Here is a 23,657-nt window from a genome sequence, read left to right as displayed (position 1 = left end):
CCGGGCTTTTTCGTGCCTGTGGAGATCCGGCGCTTGACCCTCGACCCGGTGCAGGGTCCACGATCGGTGTCGTGTTCATCCACACCTCGGCCCGGTTGTCCACACCCCCTGTTCCACAGACGGTGGAAAACCACGCTCGGTCTCCGCCCGGTTACCCACAGACTGTGGACAACCCCTGGGGACGAGCCTGTGGACGCCTGGGGACGAGGGTCGGGTTGTCCACCGACGACGGTCGGCCTGTGGGCGACCTGTTGAAGGTTCTGGGGACGACGGCGGTCGACGCCGTCGCCGCTGTCCACAGCACTGGGGAGAAAACCGGTGGATTAGCGGTGGACAACCGGTGGACAGCCGTGGAAAACCCGGCGGCTGGCGACGGCTGTGGACCGGGACACGGGTTGTACCCCTGGTTCTCCACAGCCAAACCACCGGTGGATAACCTGTCTGACCTGGGCGGACGCCGGTTCTCCACAGTTTGCACAGGTGCGATGAAGACGATGAGTTATCTCTTCTAAACAACAAAAACCAATCATCACCGTTGGACTTCCTGTGGATCGGGCCGGAGCACTGCCGCCGGCAGTCACCCGGGCACCTGGATCCACGGGGTCGGGCGCACAGCCGATGCCCACGCGCCCTAAGGTGCGAGGGGTACCCGCACGGTCGGGCGGGACGGGTTGCAGCGGTCGGCATGAGAGAGTTGTCGCTGACGTCGACGCGGAGGCATTGATGAAGTTCCGAGTGGAGCGCGACGCGCTCGCCGAGGCGGTCGCGTGGACCGCCAAGAGCCTGCCCAACCGACCTTCCGTGCCGGTGCTGGCCGGGGTGATGCTCCGGGTGACCGACGGAAACCTCCAGGTCTCCGGCTTCGACTACGAGGTTTCCAGCCAGGTCACCGTCGAGGTGCAGGGTGACGCCGACGGGGCCGCCCTGGTCTCCGGCCGGCTGCTCGCCGAAATCACCAAGGCGCTCCCGGCCAAGCCGGTGGACATCGCCGCCGTCGGCGCGCACCTGGAGCTGGTGTGCGGCAGCGCCCGGTTCACCCTGCCGACCATGCCGGTCGAGGACTACCCGACCCTGCCGGAGATGCCGGAGAGCGCCGGCACCGTCGACGCGGCCGCCTTCGCCGCCGCCGTGGCCCAGGTGGCCGTGGCCGCCGGCCGGGACGAGACGCTGCCGATGATGACCGGCGTCCGGATCGAGCTGTCCGGCAGCACGCTGGCGATGCTCGCCACCGACCGCTACCGGCTGGCCCTGCGTGAGATGGACTGGAACCCGGACGACCCGGAGATCAGCATCAACGCGCTGGTGCCCGCCCGGACGCTGCACGACACCGCCAAGGCCCTCGGCCCGCTGGGCGGCCACGTCACCATGGCGCTCTCCCAGGGCGGTGCCGGCGAGGGCATGATCGGCTTCTCCGGCGGCACCCGGCGGACCACCAGCCGGCTGCTCGACGGGGCGAACTACCCGCCGGTGCGCTCGCTCTTCCCGGCCAGCCACAACGCCGAGGCCCGCGTCCCGGTCGCCACGCTCATCGAGGTGGTCAAGCGCGTGGCGCTCGTCGCCGAGCGCACCACCCCGGTGCTGCTCAGCTTCAGCTCCGACGGCCTGGTGGTCGAGGCCGGCGGCACCGAGGAGGCCCGGGCCAGCGAGGCCATGGAGGCGACCTTCACGGGCGACCCGCTGACCATCGGCTTCAACCCGCAGTACCTGATCGACGGCCTCACCAACCTGGGCGCCCAGCACGCCCAGCTGGCGTTCGTCGACGCCTTCAAGCCCGCGGTGATTTCCCCCGCGGGCGAGGATGGCGAGGTCATCCCGGGGTACCGGTACCTCATCATGCCGATCCGCGTGTCCCGCTGATCGACGGCAGCACGACCCAGACGTACGGAGGTAGGAGCAGATGCAGCTCGGCCTGGTAGGACTCGGCCGGATGGGCGGCAACATGCGCGAGCGGTTGCGCGCCGCCGGTCACGAGGTGGTCGGCTACGACCGCAACGCGGAGCTGAGCGACGTCGCGAGCCTCGCGGAGCTGGCCGAGAAGCTGGAATCGCCGCGCGCCGTCTGGGTGATGGTCCCGGCCGGCGTCACCGACGCCACCATCGACGAGCTCGCCGGTGTCCTCGGCGAGGGCGACATCATCATCGACGGCGGCAACTCCCGGTTCAGCGACGACGCCCCGCGCGCCGAGCGCCTCAACGAGCAGGGCATCGGCTACATCGACGTCGGCGTCTCCGGCGGCGTCTGGGGCAAGCAGAACGGCTACGCCCTGATGGTCGGCGGCGCCCAGGAGCACGTCGAGCGGCTCATGCCGATCTTCGAGGCGCTCAAGCCCGCGGGCGAGTTCGGCTTCGTGCACGCCGGCCCGGTCGGCGCCGGCCACTACGCCAAGATGGTGCACAACGGCATCGAGTACGGCCTCATGCACGCCTACGCCGAGGGCTACGAGCTGCTGGCCGCCTCCGAGCTGGTGACCAACGTGCCGGGCGTCTTCAAGTCCTGGCGCGAGGGCACCGTCGTCCGGTCCTGGCTGCTCGACCTGCTCGACCGGGCGCTGGACGAGGACCCGGAGCTGGCCGAGCTGAGCGGCTACACCGAGGACACCGGCGAGGGCCGGTGGACGGTCGACGAGGCGGTGCGGCTCGCCGTGCCGCTGAACGTCATCACCGCCTCGCTGTTCGCCCGGTTCGCCTCCCGGCAGGACGACTCGCCCGCCATGAAGGCCGTCGCCGCGCTGCGCCAGCAGTTCGGCGGGCACGCCGTCCACAAGCGCTGACCGGTATCCACAGCCTGTGTACGTCCGCCGGCTCGAACTGGTCGACTTCCGCTCGTACGAGCGGGTCGGCGTCGACCTGGAGCCGGGCCCGAACGTGCTGGTCGGCGCGAACGGTGTCGGCAAGACCAACCTGGTCGAGGCGTTGGGCTACGTGGCGACCCTGGACTCGCACCGGGTCGCCACGGACGCCCCGCTGGTCCGGATGGGCGCCACCTCGGCGGTGATCCGCTGTGCGGTGGTGCACGAGGGCCGGGAGCTCCTGATCGAGCTGGAGATCGTTCCGGGCAAGGCCAACCGGGCCCGGCTGGGTCGCTCCCCGGCCCGCCGTGCCCGGGACGTGCTGGGCGCGCTGCGGCTCGTGCTGTTCGCGCCGGAGGATCTGGAGCTCGTCCGCGGCGACCCGGCCGAGCGCCGCCGCTACCTGGACGACCTTCTGGTCACCCGCCAGCCCCGTTACGCCGGGGTGCGGGCCGACTACGACCGGGTGGTCAAGCAGCGCAACGCGCTGTTGCGGACGGCGTACCTGGCCCGGAAGACCGGCGGGTCGCGGGGCGGGGACCTGTCCACCCTCGCCGTGTGGGACACGCACCTGGCGCACCACGGCGCGGAGCTGCTCGCCGGCCGGCTCGAGCTGGTGGCCGCGCTGACCCCGCACGTGGCGAAGGCGTACGACGCGGTGGCGGCGGGCCGCGGGGCGGCGGGGATCGCGTACCGGCCGTCGCTGGAGCTGCCCGAGTCGACCACGGACCGGGCGGCGCTGGTGGAGTCGCTCACCGCCGCGCTGAGCGCGAGCCGGTCGGCGGAGATCGAGCGGGGCACCACCCTGGTGGGCCCGCACCGGGACGACCTGGCGCTCACCCTCGGCCCGCTGCCCGCCAAGGGCTACGCCAGCCATGGTGAATCCTGGTCGTACGCGCTGGCGCTGCGGCTGGCCGGCTACGACCTGCTGCGCGCCGACGGGATCGAGCCGGTGCTGGTGCTGGACGACGTCTTCGCCGAGCTGGACGCCGGCCGGCGGGAGCGGCTGGCCGAGCTGGTCGGCGGCGCGAGCCAGCTCCTGGTGACCTGTGCGGTCGACGACGACGTGCCGGCGACCCTGCGGGGCACCCGGTACGCGGTGGGCGAGGGGACGGTACGTCGTGTCGGATGAGGTGGAGCTCCCGCCCGCACGGTTGGGGCCGGGACGCGGTGGGCGTACTCCCGAGGGGCCGGAGGCGAAGCCGGGCGGTGAGGCCGGCGCGGACCGGCCGGACGGGGCGGCCGGGCCGGAGCTGGCCCGGGCCGTGCTGGACGCGGCGAAGGCCCGCCGGCAGGCGGCGGCCGGCACGCGGCGGCGCAGCGCGGTCCGCGGCGACGGCGAGAAGCGGCTGCGCGGCTACTCCGGGCCGGGGCCGGACCCGCGGGACCCGCAGCCGCTCGGCGCGGTGCTGGACAAGCTGGTCAAGGCGCGCGGCTGGCAGCAGCCGGCGGCCGAGGCGACGGTCTTCGGCGCCTGGGAGCGGGTGGTCGGCGAGGAGGTGGCGCAGCACAGCCGCCCCGTGAAGCTGGAGAACGGCGAGCTGACCGTGGAGGCCCGCTCGACGGCCTGGGCCACCCAGCTGCGGCTGCTCGCCGGCTCGCTGCTCAAGCAGATCGCCAGCGAGGTGGGCCACAACGTCGTGCGCAAGCTGCACATCCACGGACCGGCGGCGCCGTCCTGGTCGCGCGGCCCGCGCCGGGTGCGTGGTCGAGGGCCGCGCGACACCTACGGCTGACCGTCACCGCTCGCCGCGGCGTGCCTCCCGTTGGGCGCGCTTGAGCTCCCGCTGTTCGCGGCTCCACTGCTTGCGCCGCTCGAGGTCCTGCTTCCAGGCCTCGCGCGCCAGCCGGGAGCCGCCCTGCACGGCGCCCTGCACCTGGGACGGGCCGGCGAGGTTCTGGAAGACCCAGCCCATCAGGCGACCGCCCCTGCCGGAAGTGTCGCCCACCTGCTGCTCGTCGCCGCTCATCGCCGCACTCTCCCTCGCCGACCGTACGATTGGTGCCCCAATAATTGGTACACCAATCGTTGCTACGATCGCAACGACCGACGAGGAGGACGAGGGTGGCCGACCGGCTGGAGGGTGATCCCCTGGCGCTGGAGGAGCAGGTGTGCTTCGCGCTCTCCGTCGCCGCGCGCGGCGTCGTCGCGGTCTACCGGCCGCTGCTGGAACCGATGGGGCTGACCCACCCGCAGTACCTGGTCATGCTGGCGCTCTGGCAGCACGCGCCGCTGTCGGTCCGGGAGCTGAGCCGGCTGCTCCAGCTCGACCCGGGCACCCTGTCACCGCTGCTCAAGCGGCTGGAAGCCGCCGGCTACGTGCGGCGCGAGCGCGACGCCTCGGACGAGCGCAGCCTGGCCGTCTCGCTCACCGCCAGCGGGCGCGCGCTCCGGGCGGAGGCCGAGCGGATCCCGCCGGCGATCGTGCAGCGGCTCGGCCTGCCGCTGGCGGACCTGCGGCACCTGCACACGGTGCTCACCGAGGTGATCGCGGCGGCCAACCGGGCCACGACGGCCGGACCCGGCGAGGCCGGGCAGCCGGGTCAGCCGTCGGCGTAGACCGCGAAGCCGCGCTCGGCGCAGCGCCGGTAGAAGGCGGCCAGCACGCTCAGCTCGGCGCAGGTGAAGTTCCACTGCGGCGGCTCGCCGCTCTCGTCGCGCAGCTTGTCCAGCCGGCTGTCCAGCCAGCGGAGCTGCTGCTCGGCCAGGCGCCCGTCACCGAGCAGCGAGCGCAGCACCTCGCTCACCGACTCGAAGGTGACCGCCTCCCCGAAGGGGCGGTGCCGGGTGACGAACTTCTCCACGCCCTCGGCGATCCAGGAGCAGCCGTCCGGGTCGATCACCGGGTCTTCGTCCTCGGCCGAGTTCTCCGTGGCGTAGAGCACATTTTCCAGGCCCAGGATGAGGTCGACCAGCTCGGTGTACGCGGTCGCCCGTACCGTGCCGGTCTTCGCGATCAGTTCGGCGAGCGCGGCGGTCGGTGCCGAGATGCGTGGCATGTCCACGATCTCGCCGAAGTCGACGAACTCGGCCGGCGCGACCGGATCGTAGAAGCGGCCGGTCCGCGGCCAGTGCACCGCGACGTTGTCCAGCCCCATCTGGCGTCACCTCTCAGCAAGCACGTTGTCCGACCGATCGGGTCGATCGTCCCGGTTCCGGCCGCGAAAGATCAAGACCGCAGGTGGCGGCGCCGCAAAAGGTACGGCACGTCCGGTCTCGCCGCGACCCCCGGTCGGTCACCCGCCGGCACCGATCCGGCGCCGGCCGCGTCCTCGATCAGGGGTGCCGGCGACGTCAGCCCGGTGCGTCTGACGCCGTGCCGCGACCGGAAGCCGCCGAAGGCGTGTAGGGGGAGTCGCGGATAGCACAGTTCGGGCTCCTACGGCATTCTCAGCCGCCCCGGAGGGGTGCCGAGTGGCGGTTTGGTCGGCTGCGCACAGTAAGATTGAGGGCGAGACGAAAGACCCGACACGGAGCGACGGACACGGGCCCACCCGGGCCCTTGATCATTGTCCCGCATCGGGTCGAGCCGATCGCGATCCGCGGGCAACCGCGTCGACCGGCGTACGCGATCCGTGACCTGGAGATCCGGGGACCGGTTTGTGCGCGCCGACGTCGCGTCCTGTCCGCCGAACCCGCGCCCCGCGCCCTGGCGCGGCCGGCGCGAGAAAGTGGCCGAGGGTGGCAGCGGAGGACAACAAGAAGTACGGCGCCGAGTCGATCACCGTTCTCGAGGGCCTGGAGGCGGTCCGGAAGCGGCCCGGTATGTACATCGGGTCCACCGGTGAACGCGGTCTGCACCACCTCGTATGGGAGGTCGTCGACAACGCCGTGGACGAGGCGCTGGCCGGCTACTGCGACACCATCGACGTGGTGCTGCTGGCCGACGGCGGCGTCCGGGTCACCGACAACGGGCGTGGCTTCCCGGTCGACCTCCACCCCAAGCTGAAGAAGCCGGGTGTCGAGGTCGCGCTGACCGTGCTGCACGCGGGCGGCAAGTTCGACGGCAAGGCGTACGCGGTCTCCGGCGGCCTGCACGGCGTCGGCGTCTCGGTGGTGAACGCCCTCTCCACCCGGATGGCCGTGGAGATCCACAAGGACGGCTTCGTCTGGCGGCAGCAGTACCACAACTCCAAGCCCACCCCGCTGGAGAAGGGCGAGACGACCGACCGGACCGGTTCGGCGGTCTCCTTCTGGCCCGACGCCGACGTGTTCGAGACGGTCGACTTCGACTTCCAGACCATCTACCGGCGCCTGCAGGAGATGGCCTTCCTCAACCGGGGCCTCACCATCCACCTGCTCGACGAGCGGGTGTCCGACGGTGAGGAGGGCAAGCAGCGCGAGGTGACCTTCCTCTACAAGGGCGGCATCGCCGACTTCGTCCGGCACCTCAACGCCTCCAAGAACCCGATCCACAAGACGGTGGTCGAGTTCGGGGCCGAGGAGGAGGGCATGTCGGTCGAGATCGCCATGCAGTGGAACGAGTCCTACGGCGAGTCGGTCTACACCTTCGCCAACACGATCAACACGCACGAGGGCGGCACCCACGAGGAGGGCTTCCGCGCCGCGCTGACCAGCGTGGTCAACCGCTACGGCACGGACAAGAAGCTGCTCAAGGGCGACGAGAAGCTCTCCGGCGAGGACATCCGCGAGGGTCTGGCCGCGATCATCTCGGTCAAGCTGGCCAACCCGCAGTTCGAGGGCCAGACCAAGACCAAGCTCGGCAACACCCCGGTCAAGAGCTTCGTGCAGCGGGTCTGCAACGAGTGGCTGGTCGACTGGTTCGACCGGAACCCGGCCGAGGCCAAGACCATCATCCAGAAGGCGTCCCAGGCGGCGCGGGCCCGTATCGCCGCCCAGCAGGCGCGCAAGCTGGCCCGGCGCAAGTCGCTGCTGGAGTCCGGCTCGATGCCCGGCAAGCTGGCCGACTGCCAGTCGACTGACCCGCGCGAGTCCGAGGTGTTCATCGTCGAGGGTGACTCCGCCGGCGGCTCGGCCAAGCAGGGGCGCGACCCGCGCACCCAGGCGATCCTGCCGATCCGCGGCAAGATCCTCAACGTGGAGAAGGCCCGGATCGACCGGGTGCTGAAGAACAACGAGGTCCAGGCGCTCATCACCGCGCTGGGCACCGGCATCCACGACGACTTCGACATCGAGAAGCTGCGCTACCACAAGATCGTGCTGATGGCCGACGCCGACGTCGACGGCCAGCACATCCAGACGCTGCTGCTCACCCTGCTGTTCCGCTTCATGCGTCCGCTGGTCGAGCTGGGGCACGTCTACCTGGCCGCCCCGCCGCTCTACAAGATCAAGTGGAACAAGAAGGGCGACGACGCGCAGTACGCGTACTCGGACCGGGAGCGTGACGGGCTCATCGCGCTGCGCCAGCAGAAGAAGCCCAACGCCCGGCCGGACGACATCCAGCGGTTCAAGGGTCTCGGCGAGATGAACTATCCCGAGCTGTGGGAGACCACGATGAACCCGGCCACCCGCACGCTGCGCCAGGTGACGCTCGACGACGCCGCAACCGCCGACGAGCTGTTCAGCGTCCTGATGGGTGAGGACGTCGAGGCGCGCCGGTCGTTCATCCAGCGCAACGCCAAGGACGTGCGGTTCCTGGACATCTGACGGACCTCGCCGGGCCGGCCGGAGATCCACCGGCCGGCCCGGCGGTCCACAGAGTTATCCACAGTCTGACCGGTATCCACAGCCGTTATCCACAGCACGAAAACGACTCTGAGTCTGATAAGGGTTAACAGTGACCGATACTCCCGAGTCCACGCCGAACGAGCCGGAGACCCCGGAGACACTGGCCGCGGTCGTCGCGCACGACCGCATCGAGCCGGTCGGGCTCGAGGTCGAGATGCAGCGCTCGTACCTCGACTACGCGATGAGCGTGATCGTCGGTCGGGCCCTGCCGGACGTCCGGGACGGGCTCAAGCCGGTCCACCGCAAGATCCTCTACGCGATGTTCGACTCCGGCTACCGCCCGGACCGCGGCTACGTGAAGTGCTCCCGGGTCGTCGGTGACGTGATGGGCCAGTTCCACCCGCACGGCGACTCGGCCATCTACGACGCGCTGGTCCGGATGGCGCAGCCCTGGTCGCTGCGCTACCCGCTGGTCGACGGCAACGGCAACTTCGGCTCGCCGGGCAACGACCCGGCCGCGGCCATGCGGTACACCGAGTGCAAGCTCGACCCGCTGGCCATGGAGATGCTCCGGGACATCGACGAGGACACCGTCGACCTCCAGGACAACTACGACGGCCGGGCCAAGGAACCCACCATCCTGCCGTCCCGCATCCCCAACCTGCTGATCAACGGTTCCGAGGGCATCGCGGTCGGCATGGCCACCAAGATCCCGCCGCACAACCTGCGCGAGATCGGCGCGGCCGTGCAGTGGTGCCTGGAGAACCCGGAGGCCGACGAGGCCACCACCCTCGAGGCGCTGCTGGAGATCGTCAAGGGCCCGGACTTCCCGACCCACGGCCTGATCGTCGGCCAGGCCGGCATCCAGGACGCCTACCGGACCGGGCGCGGCTCGATCCGCATGCGCGCCGTGGTCGAGGTCGAGGAGGACAAGCGCGGCCGGCCGGCGCTGGTGGTCAGCGAGCTGCCCTACCAGGTCAACCCGGACAACCTGGCCGAGCGGATCGCCGAGCTGATCAAGGAGGGCAAGCTCGCCGGGATCGCCGACATCCGCGACGAGTCCTCCGGTCGTACCGGCATGCGGATCGTGCTCGTGCTCAAGCGCGACGCGGTCGCCAAGGTGGTGCTGAACAACCTCTACAAGCACACCCAGCTCCAGGAGACCTTCGGCGCCAACATGCTGGCGCTGGTCGACGGCGTGCCGCGCACGCTCAACCTGGCCCAGTTCATCCGCTACTACGTCGAGCACCAGATCGAGGTCATCCGCCGGCGGACCGCGTTCCGCCTGCGGAAGGCCGAGGAGCGGGCGCACATCCTGCGCGGTCTGGCCAAGGCGCTGGACGCGCTCGACGAGGTGATCGCCCTGATCCGGCGCTCGCCCACCGTCGAGGACGCCCGTCAGGGCCTCATCCGGCTGCTGGAGATCGACGAGGTCCAGGCGACCGCGATCCTGGACATGCAGCTGCGCCGGCTGGCCGCCCTGGAGCGGCAGCGGATCCTGGACGACCTGACCAAGCTCGAGGTGGAGATCGCCGACCTCAAGGACATCCTGGCCAAGCCCGAGCGGCAGCGCCGGATCGTCTCCGAGGAACTGGGCGAGATCGTCGCCAAGTGGGGCGACGACCGGCGCACCAAGATCGTGCCGTTCGACGGCGAGGTCTCCATGGAGGACCTCATCGCCCGCGAGGACGTGGTCGTCACGATCACCCGCACCGGGTACGCCAAGCGCACCAAGGTCGACCTCTACCGCTCGCAGCGACGGGGCGGCAAGGGCGTCAGCGGGGCCACGCTGCGGCAGGACGACATCGTCAGCCATTTCTTCGTATGCTCCACCCACGACTGGATCCTGTTCTTCACGAACAAGGGCCGGGTCTACCGGGCCAAGGCGTACGAGCTTCCCGAAGCCAGTAGGGTGGCCAAGGGCCAGCACGTGGCCAACCTGCTCGCCTTCCAAGCGGACGAGCAGATCGCGCAGATCATCGAAATCCCGAACTACCAGGTGGCGCCCTACCTGGTACTGGCCACGAAGAACGGCCTGGTGAAGAAGACGCGGCTCGAGGAGTTCGACTCCAACCGTTCCGGCGGAGTCATCGCGATCAACCTGCGCGATGAGGACGAGCTGGTCGGTGCTGCCCTCGTTGCCCCGACCGACGACCTGCTGCTGGTCTCCAAGAACGCCCAGGCCATTCGCTTCAACGCGAGCGATGAGGCGCTGCGCCCGATGGGCCGGGCCACGTCCGGGGTGATCGGCATGCGGTTCAGCGACGAGGATGTCCTGCTGGCGATGGAGGTCGTCCGCGAGGGCATGGATATGGACGTGCTGGTCGCGACGAACGGGGGGTACGCGAAACGAACCCCGATCGAGGAATACCCGGTCCAGGGCCGGGGAGGTAAGGGCGTGCTGACTGCGAAGATCACCGAGCGACGCGGTGGCCTGGTCGGCGCGGTGGTGATCAACCCGGACGACGAGTTGTTCGCCATCACCAGCAACGGTGGCGTCATCCGGACTCCGGTGAAGCCTGTACGCCGTACGCGTGACCGGAACACAATGGGGGTCAAGCTGATGGACCTCCCGGACGGCGTGACTATCGTGGCGATTGCTCGCAATGCCGACGAGCCTGACGAACAGGACTAGTTGATGACGGAGACACAGGCGAAGTCGGGGAACACGGGGACCTCGGCCAACCCGGTCGACGAGGAGGCCGCACAGGGCGGTACACCAGCGACCGGCCGCGCGGCCGTGGGTCGGGCCACCGTCCCCGCCGACGCGCCTGCCCCGAAATTCACCCGGGCTCCTGGCATGGCCCCGCCGCCGGAAACCTCCGGCGAGGGATCGCCGCCGGCCGACCAGGCCGAGACGAAGGTCGACGCTCCGACGTCGGCCGACGGCCTGGCCGCGCCGGCCGCCGCGAAGCCCGGCACGACCCCGCAGCCGCCCAAGCCCGCGGCGGCCGCCCGGCCGTCCACCGGCACGACCGGCACGACCGGCACCCAGCCGCGCGTCGGCGCCGGCCTGGGCACCGCGCCGAAGCCGTCACCGGACGGCGGCCGTCCCGCCGCCACGGGCCGCCCCGCAAACGGGGGCGGCCTGCCGCCGGGCATCAGTGGTGCGGCCGCCGTCGGGGCCGCCCGCGTGGGTGAGGCGGTACGCGCCGCGCGTACCTCGGTCAGCTCGGCCGCGTCGCGCGGACCGCGCCGGGCCCGGCTGAACCTCAAGCGGATCGACCCGTGGTCCGTGATGAAGTTCGCGTTCGCGGTCTCCGTGGTGCTCTTCATCGTGGTGGTCGTGGCCACCTCGGTGCTTTACCTGGCGCTGGACGCGATGGGTGTGTTCAAGAGCGTCAACGACAGCCTCACCGACCTGGTGAACGCCGGCGGCGGTCAGGGCGGCGGCGGCTTCCGGATCACCGCCAAGGGCGTGATCCTCAGCTCCGCGCTGATCGGTCTGGTCAACGTCGTGCTCTTCACCGCGCTGGCGACGCTGGGCGCGTTCGTCTACAACGTCTGCGCCGACCTGGTCGGCGGGATCGAGCTGACGCTCGCCGAGCGGGACTGACCTGACGTACGACGCCGGGGCACCGCGTAAAGCGGTCGCCCCGGCGTCGCGTATCCGGGTAGTTTCGAAGTGGCGCGGGTGAGTACGCCGCCACGGCCCCCCGATTTGGGCGGCACGGCGGCGATGGGTTAACCTTGCTCGTCGCTACGCGGGGCTATAGCTCAGTCGGTTAGAGCGCAGAGCTGATAACTCTGAGGTCGCTGGTTCGATTCCAGCTAGCCCCACCGCACACCGTCCGACGGTCGTCGAGCGCGAGGGGTCAAGCCCATGTTCAAGAAGCTCCTGATCCTGGCCGGCGTCGTCGGCGTCGCCGCCGTCGTGGCCAAGAAGATCAAGGCCTCGAACGACGAGCGCGCTCTCTGGCACGAGGCGACCACCGCGCCCGACCTGCGCTGACCACGCCTGACCTCAGCACCGGGCGAATCCGCCCGCCTCGGGGCCCTAGCTCAACTGGCAGAGCACTGCCTTTGCAAGGCAGGGGTTAGGGGTTCAAGTCCCCTGGGCTCCACCAAACTCGCCTCTGACCTGCGGCGGAACACCTCGCAAGATCGTTCGGACCACACCGGGACCACGTTACCGATGGTCCCGACGGCTGACGGCGGCCCGCAGCACGTCACCCACGACACCGCGCCGACGCTCTCGGCGTGGCCAGAAGTGGACGTAAGTCTCCAGGGTGATTTGTAGCGTGCTGTGCCGCAGTGCCCGTTGGACTTCCTTCGGGTCCACGTGGTTGGTGATCAGCGTCGTGGCGAAGAAGTGCCGCAGAGCGTGAAAGCCACCGTGCTCCTTGGGCCAGCCCGCCTTCTCCCGCCACTTGACCCACTCCGCCGACCAGGTGCGGTCGGTGAACGGGTTCTTGTGGGTAGTGGTGAACAGCAGCGGGACGCGACGGCGCACCGGATTGCCCGAGGTCACATCGATCATTTCGACCTCGGTCGGTGGGTACTCCTGCACATGGCGGCGCAGCGCGGAGGCGACCATCGGGTCCAGGTCGATCGTGCCGGCCGAGCCATCCTTGGGCGTACTGAGGTAGAAGCCGCCCTGGTACTCCTGCGGCGCGTACCGCAACTGCTGGACGATGTGTAGCTCCTCACGCTCCGTGTCCAGGCAGCGGCCCGTGCTCAAAACCGAGCGCCTCACTGATCCGCAGACCCGCGCCCGCGCCGAGCCACAGCAGCCCGTGATAGCGGTCGGGCACCGCATCGAACAGACGGAGCACGTCGCTCTCATCGGGCACCCACTTCGGCGCGCGGCTGAGTCCCCGGAACACCTGCGACAGCTTGATCCCATCACACGGGTTGTCCGGGATCAGGTGCCGCCGCACGTTCGACTCGATGCGCCGCCGAGTCTCCAACGCCCATCCGATGTTCCGGGCCAGGCGCCAACGGTCCACGTACACGGCGAAGGTAACGTTCCGCTCGCCTTGGTCCAGCTTCCGCCGTGGCGCTGGCTTCCGGATGCCCAGTACGACAAGCGTCTGGCGCGCTTCGTTCTGCTGGAACGGGCGATTGGCGTGATCTTCGCTGCGGTCGGCGTAATGATTCTGATCGGTCTCGTCTACGGGGTCCTGTTCGGCGAGCCGATGCCGTCGAGCAAATGAGGAAGGCGACGGTCAACAGCGGTCACCTCCTGGACGTGCCGGACGGTACGGCGGCGCAGGTCAAGCCGGTCATTGCCGAGCGACTTTCGGCCGTGTCCACAATTCCTACACCGTGCGCCCATACAGCCAGCCGTACAGCCAAGACCACCCGCTGAAGACGACGCCACCCGACAACGGCAGACGAGCGGACCAGGGAAGCAGCTACCTGACCAGCCATCCGCGATCTTCTTCTAACCCCCAGGCCACTCCTGCCGCCGCCGCCGCTTGACAACCGCCATTGAGACTCGTCCGGTAGGGCGCTCCACCTTGTCCTTCGAGGATCGTGAACGCGGCCCAGAACAGCGCCGGGACTGGCACCGAAGGGACTGCTCGACGCCTACCCGCAGACGGCTACGACGGTTTCGTCGGCACGCCAGCCGCCCAGGCGCGGAACGTAGCGTCCAGGGAGTCGACCAGCCGGTCGAACGTCTCGTCGAGGGACTGCGGCAGCCCGAACCCGCCGGCCGCCTCCAGGGTCACGAACCCGTGCAGGACCACGCGCATCGCGCGTACCGCGTGGATCGCGTCGTCCCCGGTGATGTCGTAGCCCCTCAGCAAGGCGAGCAGCACCTCGACCGCCGCCCGCCCGACGACCAGGTGCTCGGCGTCCGCCGGGTCCGGTGCCCGGACGGCGGCGGCGGCGCGGCCGGGATGCGCGAGCGCGTACTCGCGGTACGCCCGTGCCGCCGCGTGCAGGGCGTCGCGACCGGACCGGCCCACCGTGGCGGTGGAGATCGCTACGGTCAGCTCCCGCACGCCGAGCACGGCCACGTCGCGTTGCAGCCCGGCCAGGCTGTCGATGTGCTTGTAGAGCGCGGGCAGGGAGACGTTCAGTCGCTTCGCGACGGTGGCCAGAGCGAGCCGGTCGAAGCCCACCTCGTCGGCCACCGTCGCGGCCTGTGCGACCACGCGGTCGCGGGTCAGACCCGAACGGGGCATTACCGCAGCCTACCGACCGGTCCGACGCACGAGCAGGCCCGCCATCGTCACCCAGACCAGCAGCAACGGCAACGACACGTACGCCGCCAGCGCCGTGGTGCTCATCAGGAACAGATAGCCCACGCCGGAGGCGACCAGCGTGACGGCGAGCGCCAGTCCGAGGTACCCGAACCAGTGGGGCAGAATGGCGGCGCGCCGGGCCAGGCCGGCACCTGCCAGCGCCATCGCGGCTAGCACAAACATCTTCAGCCCGTCGAGCCGGTTGACCGTCTCGAAGAGCGCCCCGGCGACGTCGGCATGGCCTGCGGGCGCCGCCCAGCCGGCGAGCGTGACGCCCAGCGCGCACTGCACCAGTGAGATGCCGGCCGCGACCAGGCCCGTGCCGGTGAGCAGCCGGGAACCTCGGTGTTCGCCCACGGCCCGGCCCAGCAGCACGACCACCACGGCCAGGAGGACCGCGGCGACGCCCTCGGTCAGCACGTACTGCGTGATCGAGGCGACCTCGTGGCCGGCGGAATCCGCCACCAGCGCCGCGCCCGTGGAGGTCACGTCGGTGGAGGCGGACGCGACGGTCAGGCCGGCGATCCAGGCGAGCGAGTAGCCGACGCCGGCGAGCACGGGGGCCACGCGCCGCCGGGGCGGCGTCGAGGTGGATTGCCGTGACGCGGCGGCGTCGAGGTTGGTAAGGGACGACAGCATGGCCATGACCAGCTCCTGGCGGCTTGTTAGTGGAGTTAACCTAGAAGTTAGGCCCATTAACCTCGCGTGTCAAGTCGCCCCATGAGGGGCCTTTGGGAGCCACGCGTGGAGCCACCGGGGCGGACTTGACCGAGCCGTCGAGGACCAGGCGGACGGCGCCGGCTCGGGCCGCCTCGATCGGCAAGATCATCGGGACCACATCGGGACCACCTGAGGCCGCAATGCGGCCGTCACGCCTGACGCCCGGCGGCTGGCGCGGACAGCGGGAAGTCCGGGGGCCGCCGCAGAACGACAGATCGTTGACGAGTGAGGGGTGGGCCGGCAGCCGGCCGGGCCGCGCGGCCACGTGCCCGCGCGGCGTAAGGGAGCGCACACCGGCCCGCGTCGGCGAGCTGGCGGCGGTCGCGGGGTTGCGGCTAGTGCGCCTCCGGCGGGGGCGCTCCGGCTCCAGGATGGCCCGGGGCTCCGTCGGCGGGTCGCGGTCCGTGCTGGTTGCGGTAGCGCCATCCCGCCGCCGAAGACCCGGGGCGAGCCGAGCAGACCGCCGCCGGGACCGCCAGCGTCCGTGCGTCAAGGCACACGCATGCGACACGGGGCGGGTCGAGCATCCACCCGGCCCCCCAGCTATTGATGGGGTCGCCAGATCTTGTCGGCGGCTGCAGGGTGGCGGCTACGTCGATCGTTTGGGCGAGGGCGGTCAGAGTGGGTCGAGGCGGCGCTTGAGCAGGCAGAACTCGTTGCCTTCCGGATCGGCGAGGACGTGCCAGGACGCATCCGCAGGCTGACCGATGTCGACGAGTTTGGCCCCGGCGGCCAGGAGGCGCTCGAGCTCGGCGTCCTGATCGCGGTCGGTGGGGTTGACGTCGATGTGCAGCCGGGCATGCCCGTTCTTCGGCTCGTCGTCGCGGATGAGGAAGATCGTCGGCTGCGGGCCGCCGAACCCTTCGCGCGGGCCTATCTCGATGTAGACCCCCTCTTCGCGATCGAGCTCTATGAAGTCCAAGACCTCGCACCAGAACCGCGCCAGCACCTCGGGGTCGTGGCACTTGAGCACGAGCTCACCGATACGGCATGCCATTGACGAAACCTACTCTCAGCATGGGAACTGCCGGGGCGGCCGTACGCGGAACTCATGGGCTCCCTGCAGTGCGAACAAGCTCGCGATCCTACCGGGCGAGGCGAGCGGGGCTGGACGAAGGTGCCCGTCGGGCTGAGCCCTGACGGCCGTCAGTCAGCAGGAAGTCAGCGAGACGCCAACAGCCGTCAACCGTTGGTACGGGACAGCAAAGTCCCGGACGACAACACCAGTCGTCGGCATTGATCAGCAAGCATCAACTGTGTGGAGCCGCCTTTGGTCCAGGTCGATCGTGCCGGCCGAGCCGCCCTTGGGCGTACTCAGGTAGAAGCCGCCGTCCTAGCCCTCCGATGCTACCGGGCGGCTGCTTTTCAGTCGGACGTCCCGATCGCCGACAGAAGCAGATCCGTGACCATCGCGGGTTGCGTGACCATCGCCAGGTGATCGCCGTCCATGCGCCGGACCAGGTAGCCGCCTTCTTCCGCCCGCTCTGCCGTGGACCCGTATGCAGCGCTCAGTTGGAGGTAGATCCGCCTGGCGGAGTTCCACGTTGCGCCTGGCGCGGGCAGCACCTCGGAGACGAGCTTCCAAGGCAGCTCGGGTAAGTCGTGCAGGACATGGCGCCGCTGGCCGGGGTCGGGCAGGAGATCGTCAAGGGAGGCGGTGGGGAACCAGGTATCCCACGTCGGCAGCCGGCCCGAGACCGCCATCTCCCGCAGCCACGTGGCCCGCTCCCGCGGTAGTGACCCAACCCAGCTGGTGCCGGGGTGCGGCAGGCGGGCGTCGAGGAAGACGACGTCTAGCCGGTGGCTGCCGACTGCGTCGGCGATGCCGGGCAGGTAAGCACCTGCGCGGCTATGGCCGACGACGGTAAGCGCGCCAGGGGAGACGCTGGTTGCCGCTTCCGCGCAGACCGCCGCGTGAAAGGACGGTGCCTCGACCAAGGGGCGAAGGTCCAGTACCGCCGTGCGCCACCCCGCTGCTTCGAGGTGTGGCCGCAGGGCGTCCCACGTCGCCGAGGTGAGGAGCGGACTGTGGACGAGGAGCATCGTCGGTTCGGCGTGCACAGTCCCATCCTGTTGGCTGTACAGCCAACCGTACAGCCAAGCCAGCAGACCTAGCCGGTCCTACGTCGACGCGAGCCGACGGAACGAGCAGGTCAGCCGCAGTAGCCGACGTAGCCGGACATACGTCTTGATCTTTTGCGAGGCAGGGGTGGGCTGAGATAGGACCGGCAAGATCATCGGGACCACATCGGGACCAGCTGAGGCCGCAAACAGATCTCGGGCGATGGAAGTCGATCGGAGGTAACAGCAGGTCAGAGACCGCTCACACCTCCGACGTTCCATGATCGCGTTTTTGGGGTTCAAGTCCCCTGGGCTCCACCAGCACAGGAACGTGGCGAAGGTGTGCCGCAGGTCGTGCAGGTGGAGCCAGTCCAGAGCGGCCGCCGTGCGCAGCTGCTCGAAGCGCCGGTTGACGTTCCGCGGTTCCATCGCCGTGCCGATGGTGCTGGCGAAGACCAGGTTCAGATCCGACCGCACCTCACCGGCGGCGAGCCGTTCCTTGGCCTGGCGCACCCGCTGCGACTCGAACGCCCGGACAGCCGGCACCCACAGTGGCAGCGGGCGGGGGTCGTGGCCGTCGCCTGATGCACCCCTTCAGCCGTCGACGGCCTGTACCGCGGCGGCGATCGGCTCGAGCCCCGCGACCAGCTCGTCGAGCTCGTCCACGCTGAGTACGTCGTACGCCGGCGCCGCCAGCTCGTCGGTGAGGGCCTCGATCCGCTCCCTGGTCTCCCGGCCGGCGTCGGTGAATCCGCCAGCCGAGCTCACGAGGCCGCGGCCGCGCAGCCTGTCGACGACAGCGGCCAGCTGCGCCTTGGGCAGGTGGTGGATCCGGCCGAACTCCTCCGCCCGCATTCCGAGGGAGAGAGCGAGGAGGACATGGGCCTCGGTGCCGCCGATGCCGTGGGCGAGGAGGGCGGCGTTGTGGCCGTCCCCGCGGTGCTCTCGCAGCAGCGTCGCCGCGTGCCAAAGCCTGGCCACCGGCTCCGCGGGCACGTCGAGCGCCCGGAGTCCTGCGTACAGCGCCCGGCCCTCGGTCGGCGCGCTGACCGCTGCTCGCGTGGCGAGGTCGGCGACCCGCACCAGATCGGGGGAGTCGGCGAGCTGCCCGATCATCTGCCGCAGCGCGGCGGCGCTGCCCCGCTCGCGCACCGCGATCGCCTCCTGCGGGGTGGTCTTCCCCCAGACCCACGGGATGTGGCGCGCCACCTCGCCGTCGGCGAAGTTGTAGAAGACCGCGTGCACCACCGCGGCCGGTGCCAGCCCCAGCGGCGCGGCCCGGCCCGCGAAGTATCCGTCCCAGTAGTTGCGCATGCCGATGGCCAGGAACGCCTCGTTCGGCACCTCGGAGAAGGTGACGGTCGCGATCGGCTCGACGAGCTCGAACATGCGGTGGACCTTGGTCTGCGGGTGCGTCATCGGTCGCAGCTCCTGTGGTCGTGACGGCGCCTTTGTGGACCGCCTCTCACCGTAGCTACGAACAACGCGGCCCGGATACGACAACTCCGGGGGTGCAACAGGCGCGGCCCATCCTGCCGATGATGTCCCTGTGCTGTTCAGCGCAGCCCGCAGCGCTTGAGGATGTCGATGATGATCGCCGACTTGCCTTGGACGTACAACGCCATGTCCATCGGGTGTTCCTGGGCGACTCGATACTTCTCGGCCGCGTAGCGATCGCGATCTTCCGGGTGGTTGCGGAGCCAGTCTCTGAGGAGCAGGTGCCGGAGATACTCATCGCAGTCAGGGCCGAAGACGTGCAGGTTCACGCCGTGGTCGTGGGTCCAGAGGCAGCGGTGCTGGTACCAGTCGGGGTCACGGGTGCGGAGGAAGTAGCCGGCGGCCTCGAGCGGCGGCACGTACGCGTCTTCATCCGCCGGGTCGGCAACGATGAGGTCGATGTCGAGTCGGTTCTTGGCCGCGAGACCGGGCACAGCGGTCGACCCGACGTGTTCGACCGCAAGCGCCCTGTCGCCGAGCGCGGTCCGGATGGCCGCCGCCTCCTTGGCGAACATTGCCGGCCACTCCGGGTTGTAGGCGTCGATCGTGATGGGTGAGGTGACGTTCGCCGGCCGGTTGCCGACTGCTCGCTTCGCGGCCTTGTCGCCGGTGAGATCCAGCGATGCCTCAGGCAGAGGTGGAATGCGCATCGGAGGCACCTTAGTGAGGTCGCCCGTGATTCACCGCCCTGTTCGCCTGGCCGGGAGTCCCCTGCGTTCTCATCCTGCGGGTGCCGGCTCGCTGGGGCGCGGGGTGAAGAATCGCGTGATTTCTTCCGCCGCGGTGGGAGACAGCATCATGGCCTGGACCCGCGCGGACATCTCGGCGATCGCGTGGGTCCTGGTGAACATCGCCTCCTCGTACGCCCGGATCGCCGAGTCGGGGTCGGCGGGGTTGGCGGCGAGTTCGCCGGCGAGTTCGGCGGCGTCGAGCATGGCCTGATTGGCGCCCTCGCCGACCGGCGGCATGAGATGCGCGGCGTCACCGATGAGGGTGATGCCCGGCTGGTGGGCCCAGCGCGTGCCGATGGGCATCGCTTCGATCCGGCGAGGCGTCGGCGTGCCGTCGCCGGCTTCGATGAGTGCGGTGAGGCCCGGGTCCCAGCCTTCGAACAGGTCCAGCAGAGCCCGCTTGCTGCGGTAGGTCTCGAGGTCGCGATCTTCTGCGCGCAGGGAGATCCCGACTCGTATGGTGCCGTCGCCGAGGCGTTGCGCGGCAAGGATCTGGCTCACGCCGACGCACCACAGGTTCCCGGGGCCGACCAGCTCGGCGAGATCCGGGTGGCGCCGGTCGGCGTCGCTGATGGTCAGCTCCACCACGGTGGACACGTAGGACAGCTTTGCGTCGGTCAGCAGCGACCGGACGACCGAGCGCGCGCCGTCCGCGCCGATGAGGATGTCGCAGTCGGCGCGGTGGCCGCCATCGAACGTCAGCTCGAAGCCCCCGTCGGGTCGTGGGGTCGCCGCGACGAGCCGGTGCTGCCACGCGACCGCATCGCCCGGCAGCGAATCGAGCAGGAGATCCCGCAGTGCCCTCCGGTCGATCTCGGGACGTCCGGAGAACGAACCGGGCTGTGGCCTGTGGTGCACGAGGGTGCGTCCGGCCGGGTCGAGGATGCGGTGTTCCTCGCCCTCCGGCCGCGCCTCGGTGCGGAACCGGCCGGCGAGACCCGCCTCGGCCAGGGCCAGTTGCCCGGACTCCGGGTGCAGGTCGAGCGATCCGCCCTGCGTGCGCGCGGAACGGGTCGCCTCGCGCTCGTACACCACCGCGTCGATGCCGTGCCGGTGGAGGATCCGGGCCAGGGTCAGGCCGCCGAGGCCGCCACCGGCGATCGCGATTCGCATCTTCATCTCCGTTACCGTACGCTGTATCTCGTGGATACGCCGTACGGTAGCTCACCCGTGCCCGTGTGGGAACGACCCGAGCCCCAGCCCCGGGCGGCGCCCGTGCCGCTGAGCCGCGAGAAGATCGCCGCCACGGCGATCCGGCTCGCCGACGCACACGGCCTCGACGGGCTGTCCGTACGCAAGATCGCCAAGGAGCTCGGCGTCGGTCCGATGCGGCTCTACGACTACGTGGTCAACAGATCCGAGCTGCTCGACCTGATGGTCGACGCCGTCTACGCCGAGATCGCCGAGGCCGGCCAGCCATCCGGGTGGCGCGCCACGGTCCTGGCCATCGTTCACCGGACCCGTGACGCCGCCCTCGCGCACGAGTGGTTCGCCGACCTGCTCGGCGCAAGGCCACATCTGGGACCCCACGCGCTCGCCGTGGGCGAATCGACCGCGGCGGCGCTCAGTCAGGCCCCGGGCGTACGTGACATCGACGACCTCCAGCGAGCCCTGGGCGCCCTCAACGCCTTCATCACCGGAGCGCTCCGCAGAGAGGTCACCGAGCGACGCACCGCCCGTTCCACCGGCACCGACCTGTCCGCCTGGCAGGCAAGTCTCGGGCCCTACCTGACCCGCATGCTCGAGACGGGCCGCTACCCCACGGTCGCCCGGCTCGTGATCGACGGCGCCCACCCCAGCGCCGAGGAAACCTTCCACCACAACCTGACCACCATCTTGGACGGCATCACCCGCCATCCCCACACGTGATCAGCTGAGCACGGGACGCCTCGACCAGGCATCCGGATCTGCCGAAGGTCAACACAGCCCGCTACAGAGGGCGCACGGATCACGGTTATCTGACAGCGTGGCAGGGTGAGTGTGCAGGGGTCCGCTTCGGACGAGGAGTACCGACGAGGCCGGTACGTCGACGAGCCTCCCGTCGGGTTCGTCGACCCGCTGTCGACTGAGCCACGCAGCTCACGGACCACCGAGCTGGCCGGGGTGATCGCATCGTGTCCGTGGCTGCTCGATGTGCTGAGGACCGTCCGGGAGTCCGGCCTATCGGACGCGTGGGTAGGTGCCGGTGTTCTCCGGGATCTCGTCTGGGGCGAGCGGTACGGAGGCGGCTTCGATCCGCGGGACGTTCGGGACGTCGATGTCGCCTTCTTCGACGCGAACGACCTCACCCCCGGCAATGACGCCGCCGCTACCGAGCTTCTACGACGTCACGATCCCGCGGTCCCGTGGGAGGCGACCAACCAGGCCGCCGTACACACCTGGTACGAGAGCGTGTTCGGTACGGGGCGGGTCGCTGCACTCCACTCCATAGCCGATGCCGTGGCGACCTGGCCCGAGACCGCTACCTGTGTGGCGGTGCGGCTCGACGCTGCCGAGACACTGCACGTCTGTGCCCCGTTCGGGCTGGACGACCTGCTCGATGGCGTCTGGCGGCGCAACCCACGACGGATCACGGTCGAGCTTTCCCGAGCGCGTCTGTCGCGCCATGACCCCGGCAGGCGATGGCCGCGCGTCACGGTCGCTCCGCCGTAGTCGTACAGCAACCCGTGCCAGCGGAGCCAGCCGGCGGATGCGGGTGAGGAGCGGGACCAGGGGCCTAGCCGGGCCAGCTGATCGCGTCGAGGAACTCCTCCACGGCGACCACGACCCGACCGAGCACCGCGATCGACTCGGTCAGTGGGCCCGGTACGTACATGCCGTGATCCGCGCCTCCGACCTCGAGCACGTGGGGCGTCAACCGGCGGGCGATGTCACCGTCCCACACTGCGTCGCCGGTGCCACCCACGAGCAGGAACGGCGCGGTCGCGCGACTCAACGCGTCAGCCACCCACGGCAGCGTGAGCAGGGGCGTGAGCCACACGGCCGGTAAGGATCTCTCGGCGGCGATCGCTGCCGCGTTCGTGCCCAGCGACTTGCCGATCAGCAGTGGGCGACCGCCAATGGTGTCGATCAACGGGGCGATCTCGCCGCCGACCCAGCTTTCGATTTCCGGCTGGTCGAGTTTCGGAATCTCCTGCGACCACGAGTGTCGATGTACCGTTGCGCCCCGCTGTTCCGCCACGTCCCCGGCGTACATCAGCAGGGGAGCGCCCGGACCGAACCAGGCGCCGGGAATCACGACAGCGTCAGCCATGCGAACGACCTTATCGAGATCAGTTCCGCCTGACGCAGAACTCGTTGCCGTCGGGATCGGCCAGCTCGACGGCGCCGTCCGCACCGACGTCGAGCTGGGTGGCCCCGAGGGAGACCAGCCGCTCGACCTCCGCCTGCTGGTCGCCGTCGGCCGGGGTGAGGTCGAAGCGCTGCCGGTTCCTTGCCTTCTTCGGGGCCACGGGCGGGCCTCCCCACGCGGCCTTCGTGCCGCCGTGCGGTGACTGGATCGCGGTCTCCTCGTCCTGGTCCCACACCAACGGCCAGCCCAGCGCCGCGCTCCAGAAGAGGCCGACCTCCCGGGTGCCGTCGCAGGCGAGTTCCCCGAGCAGGCCGCACCCGGCGAGGAAGCCGTTGCCCGCTTCGATCACGCAGAACTCGTTGCCCTCGGGGTCGGCGAGGACGATGTGCCCCTCCTCGGGGCGTTGCCCGACGTCGAGGTGGCCGCCGCCGAGCTCCAGCGCCGTCGCCACCGTGTGCTCCTGATCGTCGGGCCGGGCGCTGGTCAGGTGGAGGTGGATGCGGTTCGGCCCCATCTTCTTCGTGTTGCTCGCGACGAACCGGAGGCCGACCTGCGTGTCATCGCCGGGCAGGAGCACAGCACCGGCGTCCTCGACGACCTCCCGGCCGAGCAGCCCGGCCCAGAACCGCGCCAGGCGAGCCGGATCGTGCGCATCGAAGGTCACCGTCAGCGTTCGCGCAAGCATCCCTGCACCGTAGAGACGCGCCAGCTGGACAACAAGGCG

Annotated in this window: 26 protein-coding genes and 2 tRNA genes; 14 read left to right on the top strand and 14 right to left on the bottom strand. The window is 70.0% G+C overall.

The window, feature by feature from the left end:
- Window positions 1-723: 723 nt before the first annotated feature.
- From dnaN to RMN56_RS11665, 4 genes are read left to right on the top strand one after another with little or no spacing between them, the layout of a single operon-like run.
- Window positions 724-1,857: a DNA polymerase III subunit beta gene (gene dnaN, locus RMN56_RS11680; protein ID WP_313723825.1), complete on the top strand. Its 1,134-nt coding sequence runs from the start codon at window positions 724-726 to the stop codon at window positions 1,855-1,857.
- A 40-nt stretch (window positions 1,858-1,897) separates the two neighbouring features.
- On the top strand, window positions 1,898-2,770 hold the full coding sequence (gnd, locus tag RMN56_RS11675; RefSeq protein WP_313723824.1) for a phosphogluconate dehydrogenase (NAD(+)-dependent, decarboxylating): 873 nt from the start codon (window positions 1,898-1,900) through the stop codon (window positions 2,768-2,770).
- A gap of 16 nt (window positions 2,771-2,786) precedes the next feature.
- On the top strand, window positions 2,787-3,920 hold the full coding sequence (recF, locus tag RMN56_RS11670) for a DNA replication/repair protein RecF (protein WP_313723823.1): 1,134 nt from the start codon (window positions 2,787-2,789) through the stop codon (window positions 3,918-3,920).
- The gene (locus RMN56_RS11665) at window positions 3,910-4,524 is read left to right on the top strand and encodes a DciA family protein (RefSeq protein ID WP_376787293.1); all 615 of its coding nucleotides are present in this window, start codon (window positions 3,910-3,912) and stop codon (window positions 4,522-4,524) included. Before recF ends, RMN56_RS11665 begins: the two co-directional genes overlap by 11 nt.
- A gap of 3 nt (window positions 4,525-4,527) precedes the next feature.
- Here the strand turns inward: RMN56_RS11665 and RMN56_RS11660 are convergent, their stop codons facing one another.
- Window positions 4,528-4,758, bottom strand: a complete 231-nt coding sequence (locus tag RMN56_RS11660) for a hypothetical protein (RefSeq protein ID WP_313723822.1) — start codon at window positions 4,756-4,758, stop codon at window positions 4,528-4,530.
- A 95-nt stretch (window positions 4,759-4,853) separates the two neighbouring features.
- Here RMN56_RS11660 and RMN56_RS11655 point away from each other — a divergent pair, with 95 nt between their 5' ends.
- Window positions 4,854-5,348: a MarR family winged helix-turn-helix transcriptional regulator gene (locus RMN56_RS11655; protein WP_313723821.1), complete on the top strand. Its 495-nt coding sequence runs from the start codon at window positions 4,854-4,856 to the stop codon at window positions 5,346-5,348.
- Here the strand turns inward: RMN56_RS11655 and RMN56_RS11650 are convergent.
- Window positions 5,333-5,887 carry a hypothetical protein gene (locus tag RMN56_RS11650; protein WP_313723820.1) on the bottom strand — a complete coding sequence of 185 codons (555 nt, stop codon included), beginning with the start codon at window positions 5,885-5,887 and terminating at the stop codon, window positions 5,333-5,335. The genes RMN56_RS11655 and RMN56_RS11650 overlap by 16 nt on opposite strands.
- 583 nt (window positions 5,888-6,470) lie before the next feature.
- On the opposite strand from RMN56_RS11650, the gene gyrB reads away from it, so the two are divergent.
- The 6 genes from gyrB (at window position 6,471) to RMN56_RS11620 (ending at window position 12,505) form a co-directional block, all read left to right on the top strand.
- Window positions 6,471-8,417: a DNA topoisomerase (ATP-hydrolyzing) subunit B gene (gene gyrB, locus RMN56_RS11645; RefSeq protein WP_313723819.1), complete on the top strand. Its 1,947-nt coding sequence runs from the start codon at window positions 6,471-6,473 to the stop codon at window positions 8,415-8,417.
- A 130-nt stretch (window positions 8,418-8,547) separates the two neighbouring features.
- Complete coding sequence (gene gyrA, locus RMN56_RS11640) at window positions 8,548-11,073, top strand: DNA gyrase subunit A (protein ID WP_313723818.1); 2,526 nt, start codon at window positions 8,548-8,550, stop codon at window positions 11,071-11,073.
- A gap of 3 nt (window positions 11,074-11,076) precedes the next feature.
- Window positions 11,077-11,994 carry a DUF3566 domain-containing protein gene (locus RMN56_RS11635; RefSeq protein ID WP_313723817.1) on the top strand — a complete coding sequence of 306 codons (918 nt, stop codon included), beginning with the start codon at window positions 11,077-11,079 and terminating at the stop codon, window positions 11,992-11,994.
- Between the two features lie 150 nt (window positions 11,995-12,144).
- Window positions 12,145-12,218, top strand: a tRNA-Ile gene (locus tag RMN56_RS11630).
- Between the two features lie 43 nt (window positions 12,219-12,261).
- On the top strand, window positions 12,262-12,390 hold the full coding sequence (locus RMN56_RS11625; RefSeq protein ID WP_208818042.1) for a DLW-39 family protein: 129 nt from the start codon (window positions 12,262-12,264) through the stop codon (window positions 12,388-12,390).
- 39 nt (window positions 12,391-12,429) lie between these two features.
- Window positions 12,430-12,505, top strand: a tRNA-Ala gene (locus tag RMN56_RS11620).
- 62 nt (window positions 12,506-12,567) lie between these two features.
- Here the strand turns inward: RMN56_RS11620 and RMN56_RS11615 are convergent.
- Complete coding sequence (locus RMN56_RS11615) at window positions 12,568-13,062, bottom strand: site-specific integrase (protein ID WP_313723816.1); 495 nt, start codon at window positions 13,060-13,062, stop codon at window positions 12,568-12,570.
- A gap of 22 nt (window positions 13,063-13,084) precedes the next feature.
- Window positions 13,085-13,387, bottom strand: a complete 303-nt coding sequence (locus RMN56_RS11610; RefSeq protein ID WP_313723815.1) for a hypothetical protein — start codon at window positions 13,385-13,387, stop codon at window positions 13,085-13,087.
- Window positions 13,388-13,417: 30 nt separating this feature from the next.
- Here RMN56_RS11610 and RMN56_RS11605 point away from each other — a divergent pair, with 30 nt between their 5' ends.
- Window positions 13,418-13,594, top strand: coding sequence for a hypothetical protein (locus RMN56_RS11605; RefSeq protein ID WP_313723814.1), 177 nt, complete (start codon window positions 13,418-13,420; stop codon window positions 13,592-13,594).
- Between the two features lie 390 nt (window positions 13,595-13,984).
- Here the strand turns inward: RMN56_RS11605 and RMN56_RS11600 are convergent, their stop codons facing one another.
- The 8 genes from RMN56_RS11600 to RMN56_RS11565 form a co-directional block, all read right to left on the bottom strand.
- Window positions 13,985-14,572: a TetR/AcrR family transcriptional regulator gene (locus RMN56_RS11600; protein WP_313723813.1), complete on the bottom strand. Its 588-nt coding sequence runs from the start codon at window positions 14,570-14,572 to the stop codon at window positions 13,985-13,987.
- Window positions 14,573-14,581: 9 nt separating this feature from the next.
- Complete coding sequence (locus RMN56_RS11595) at window positions 14,582-15,277, bottom strand: hypothetical protein (RefSeq protein WP_313723812.1); 696 nt, start codon at window positions 15,275-15,277, stop codon at window positions 14,582-14,584.
- 691 nt (window positions 15,278-15,968) lie between these two features.
- Window positions 15,969-16,349 (bottom strand): VOC family protein, encoded by a 381-nt coding sequence (locus RMN56_RS11590; protein ID WP_313723811.1) that lies wholly within the window; start codon window positions 16,347-16,349, stop codon window positions 15,969-15,971.
- A gap of 368 nt (window positions 16,350-16,717) precedes the next feature.
- A complete protein-coding gene (locus RMN56_RS11585) occupies window positions 16,718-17,413 on the bottom strand; it encodes a hypothetical protein (RefSeq protein ID WP_313723810.1) in 696 nt (231 codons plus the stop codon).
- Window positions 17,414-17,473: 60 nt separating this feature from the next.
- The gene (locus tag RMN56_RS11580; RefSeq protein WP_313723809.1) at window positions 17,474-17,926 is read right to left on the bottom strand and encodes a tyrosine-type recombinase/integrase; all 453 of its coding nucleotides are present in this window, start codon (window positions 17,924-17,926) and stop codon (window positions 17,474-17,476) included.
- An 81-nt stretch (window positions 17,927-18,007) separates the two neighbouring features.
- On the bottom strand, window positions 18,008-18,832 hold the full coding sequence (locus RMN56_RS11575; RefSeq protein WP_313723808.1) for a MarR family winged helix-turn-helix transcriptional regulator: 825 nt from the start codon (window positions 18,830-18,832) through the stop codon (window positions 18,008-18,010).
- 137 nt (window positions 18,833-18,969) lie between these two features.
- Complete coding sequence (locus RMN56_RS11570; RefSeq protein ID WP_313723807.1) at window positions 18,970-19,560, bottom strand: GrpB family protein; 591 nt, start codon at window positions 19,558-19,560, stop codon at window positions 18,970-18,972.
- A gap of 69 nt (window positions 19,561-19,629) precedes the next feature.
- Window positions 19,630-20,760 carry an FAD-dependent oxidoreductase gene (locus RMN56_RS11565; RefSeq protein ID WP_313723806.1) on the bottom strand — a complete coding sequence of 377 codons (1,131 nt, stop codon included), beginning with the start codon at window positions 20,758-20,760 and terminating at the stop codon, window positions 19,630-19,632.
- Window positions 20,761-20,784: 24 nt separating this feature from the next.
- Here RMN56_RS11565 and RMN56_RS11560 point away from each other — a divergent pair, with 24 nt between their 5' ends.
- Window positions 20,785-21,510 carry a TetR/AcrR family transcriptional regulator gene (locus RMN56_RS11560; RefSeq protein ID WP_313723805.1) on the top strand — a complete coding sequence of 242 codons (726 nt, stop codon included), beginning with the start codon at window positions 20,785-20,787 and terminating at the stop codon, window positions 21,508-21,510.
- Between the two features lie 105 nt (window positions 21,511-21,615).
- Window positions 21,616-22,293, top strand: coding sequence for a nucleotidyltransferase family protein (locus RMN56_RS11555; protein WP_313723804.1), 678 nt, complete (start codon window positions 21,616-21,618; stop codon window positions 22,291-22,293).
- A gap of 64 nt (window positions 22,294-22,357) precedes the next feature.
- Here RMN56_RS11555 and RMN56_RS11550 read toward each other — a convergent pair whose 3' ends face one another.
- Together RMN56_RS11550 and RMN56_RS11545 are read right to left on the bottom strand one after the other, a co-directional pair.
- A complete protein-coding gene (locus RMN56_RS11550) occupies window positions 22,358-22,894 on the bottom strand; it encodes an alpha/beta hydrolase (RefSeq protein WP_313723803.1) in 537 nt (178 codons plus the stop codon).
- A gap of 19 nt (window positions 22,895-22,913) precedes the next feature.
- Window positions 22,914-23,618: a VOC family protein gene (locus RMN56_RS11545; protein WP_313723802.1), complete on the bottom strand. Its 705-nt coding sequence runs from the start codon at window positions 23,616-23,618 to the stop codon at window positions 22,914-22,916.
- Between the last annotated feature and the right edge of the window lie 39 nt (window positions 23,619-23,657).

The sequence above is a fragment of the Micromonospora halotolerans genome (assembly GCF_032108445.1).
In the GTDB taxonomy this organism is placed as follows: domain Bacteria; phylum Actinomycetota; class Actinomycetes; order Mycobacteriales; family Micromonosporaceae; genus Micromonospora; species Micromonospora halotolerans.
This window is presented reverse-complemented; position numbering and strand designations above follow the sequence as displayed.

Excerpts from the sequence above, each read along its gene's own strand:
- RMN56_RS11545 (WP_313723802.1), bottom strand. The coding sequence starts at position 23,618 with ATGCTTGCGCGAACGCTGACGGTGACCTTCGATGCGCACGATCCGGCT.
- RMN56_RS11590 (WP_313723811.1), bottom strand. The coding sequence starts at position 16,349 with ATGGCATGCCGTATCGGTGAGCTCGTGCTCAAGTGCCACGACCCCGAG.
- RMN56_RS11660 (WP_313723822.1), bottom strand. The coding sequence starts at position 4,758 with ATGAGCGGCGACGAGCAGCAGGTGGGCGACACTTCCGGCAGGGGCGGT.
- RMN56_RS11570 (WP_313723807.1), bottom strand. The coding sequence starts at position 19,560 with ATGCGCATTCCACCTCTGCCTGAGGCATCGCTGGATCTCACCGGCGAC.
- RMN56_RS11600 (WP_313723813.1), bottom strand. The coding sequence starts at position 14,572 with ATGCCCCGTTCGGGTCTGACCCGCGACCGCGTGGTCGCACAGGCCGCG.
- RMN56_RS11625 (WP_208818042.1), top strand. The coding sequence starts at position 12,262 with ATGTTCAAGAAGCTCCTGATCCTGGCCGGCGTCGTCGGCGTCGCCGCC.
- RMN56_RS11635 (WP_313723817.1), top strand. The coding sequence starts at position 11,077 with ATGACGGAGACACAGGCGAAGTCGGGGAACACGGGGACCTCGGCCAAC.
- RMN56_RS11650 (WP_313723820.1), bottom strand. The coding sequence starts at position 5,887 with ATGGGGCTGGACAACGTCGCGGTGCACTGGCCGCGGACCGGCCGCTTC.
- RMN56_RS11595 (WP_313723812.1), bottom strand. The coding sequence starts at position 15,277 with ATGGCCATGCTGTCGTCCCTTACCAACCTCGACGCCGCCGCGTCACGG.
- dnaN (WP_313723825.1), top strand. The coding sequence starts at position 724 with ATGAAGTTCCGAGTGGAGCGCGACGCGCTCGCCGAGGCGGTCGCGTGG.
- RMN56_RS11575 (WP_313723808.1), bottom strand. The coding sequence starts at position 18,832 with ATGACGCACCCGCAGACCAAGGTCCACCGCATGTTCGAGCTCGTCGAG.
- gnd (WP_313723824.1), top strand. The coding sequence starts at position 1,898 with ATGCAGCTCGGCCTGGTAGGACTCGGCCGGATGGGCGGCAACATGCGC.
- RMN56_RS11550 (WP_313723803.1), bottom strand. The coding sequence starts at position 22,894 with ATGGCTGACGCTGTCGTGATTCCCGGCGCCTGGTTCGGTCCGGGCGCT.
- RMN56_RS11565 (WP_313723806.1), bottom strand. The coding sequence starts at position 20,760 with ATGAAGATGCGAATCGCGATCGCCGGTGGCGGCCTCGGCGGCCTGACC.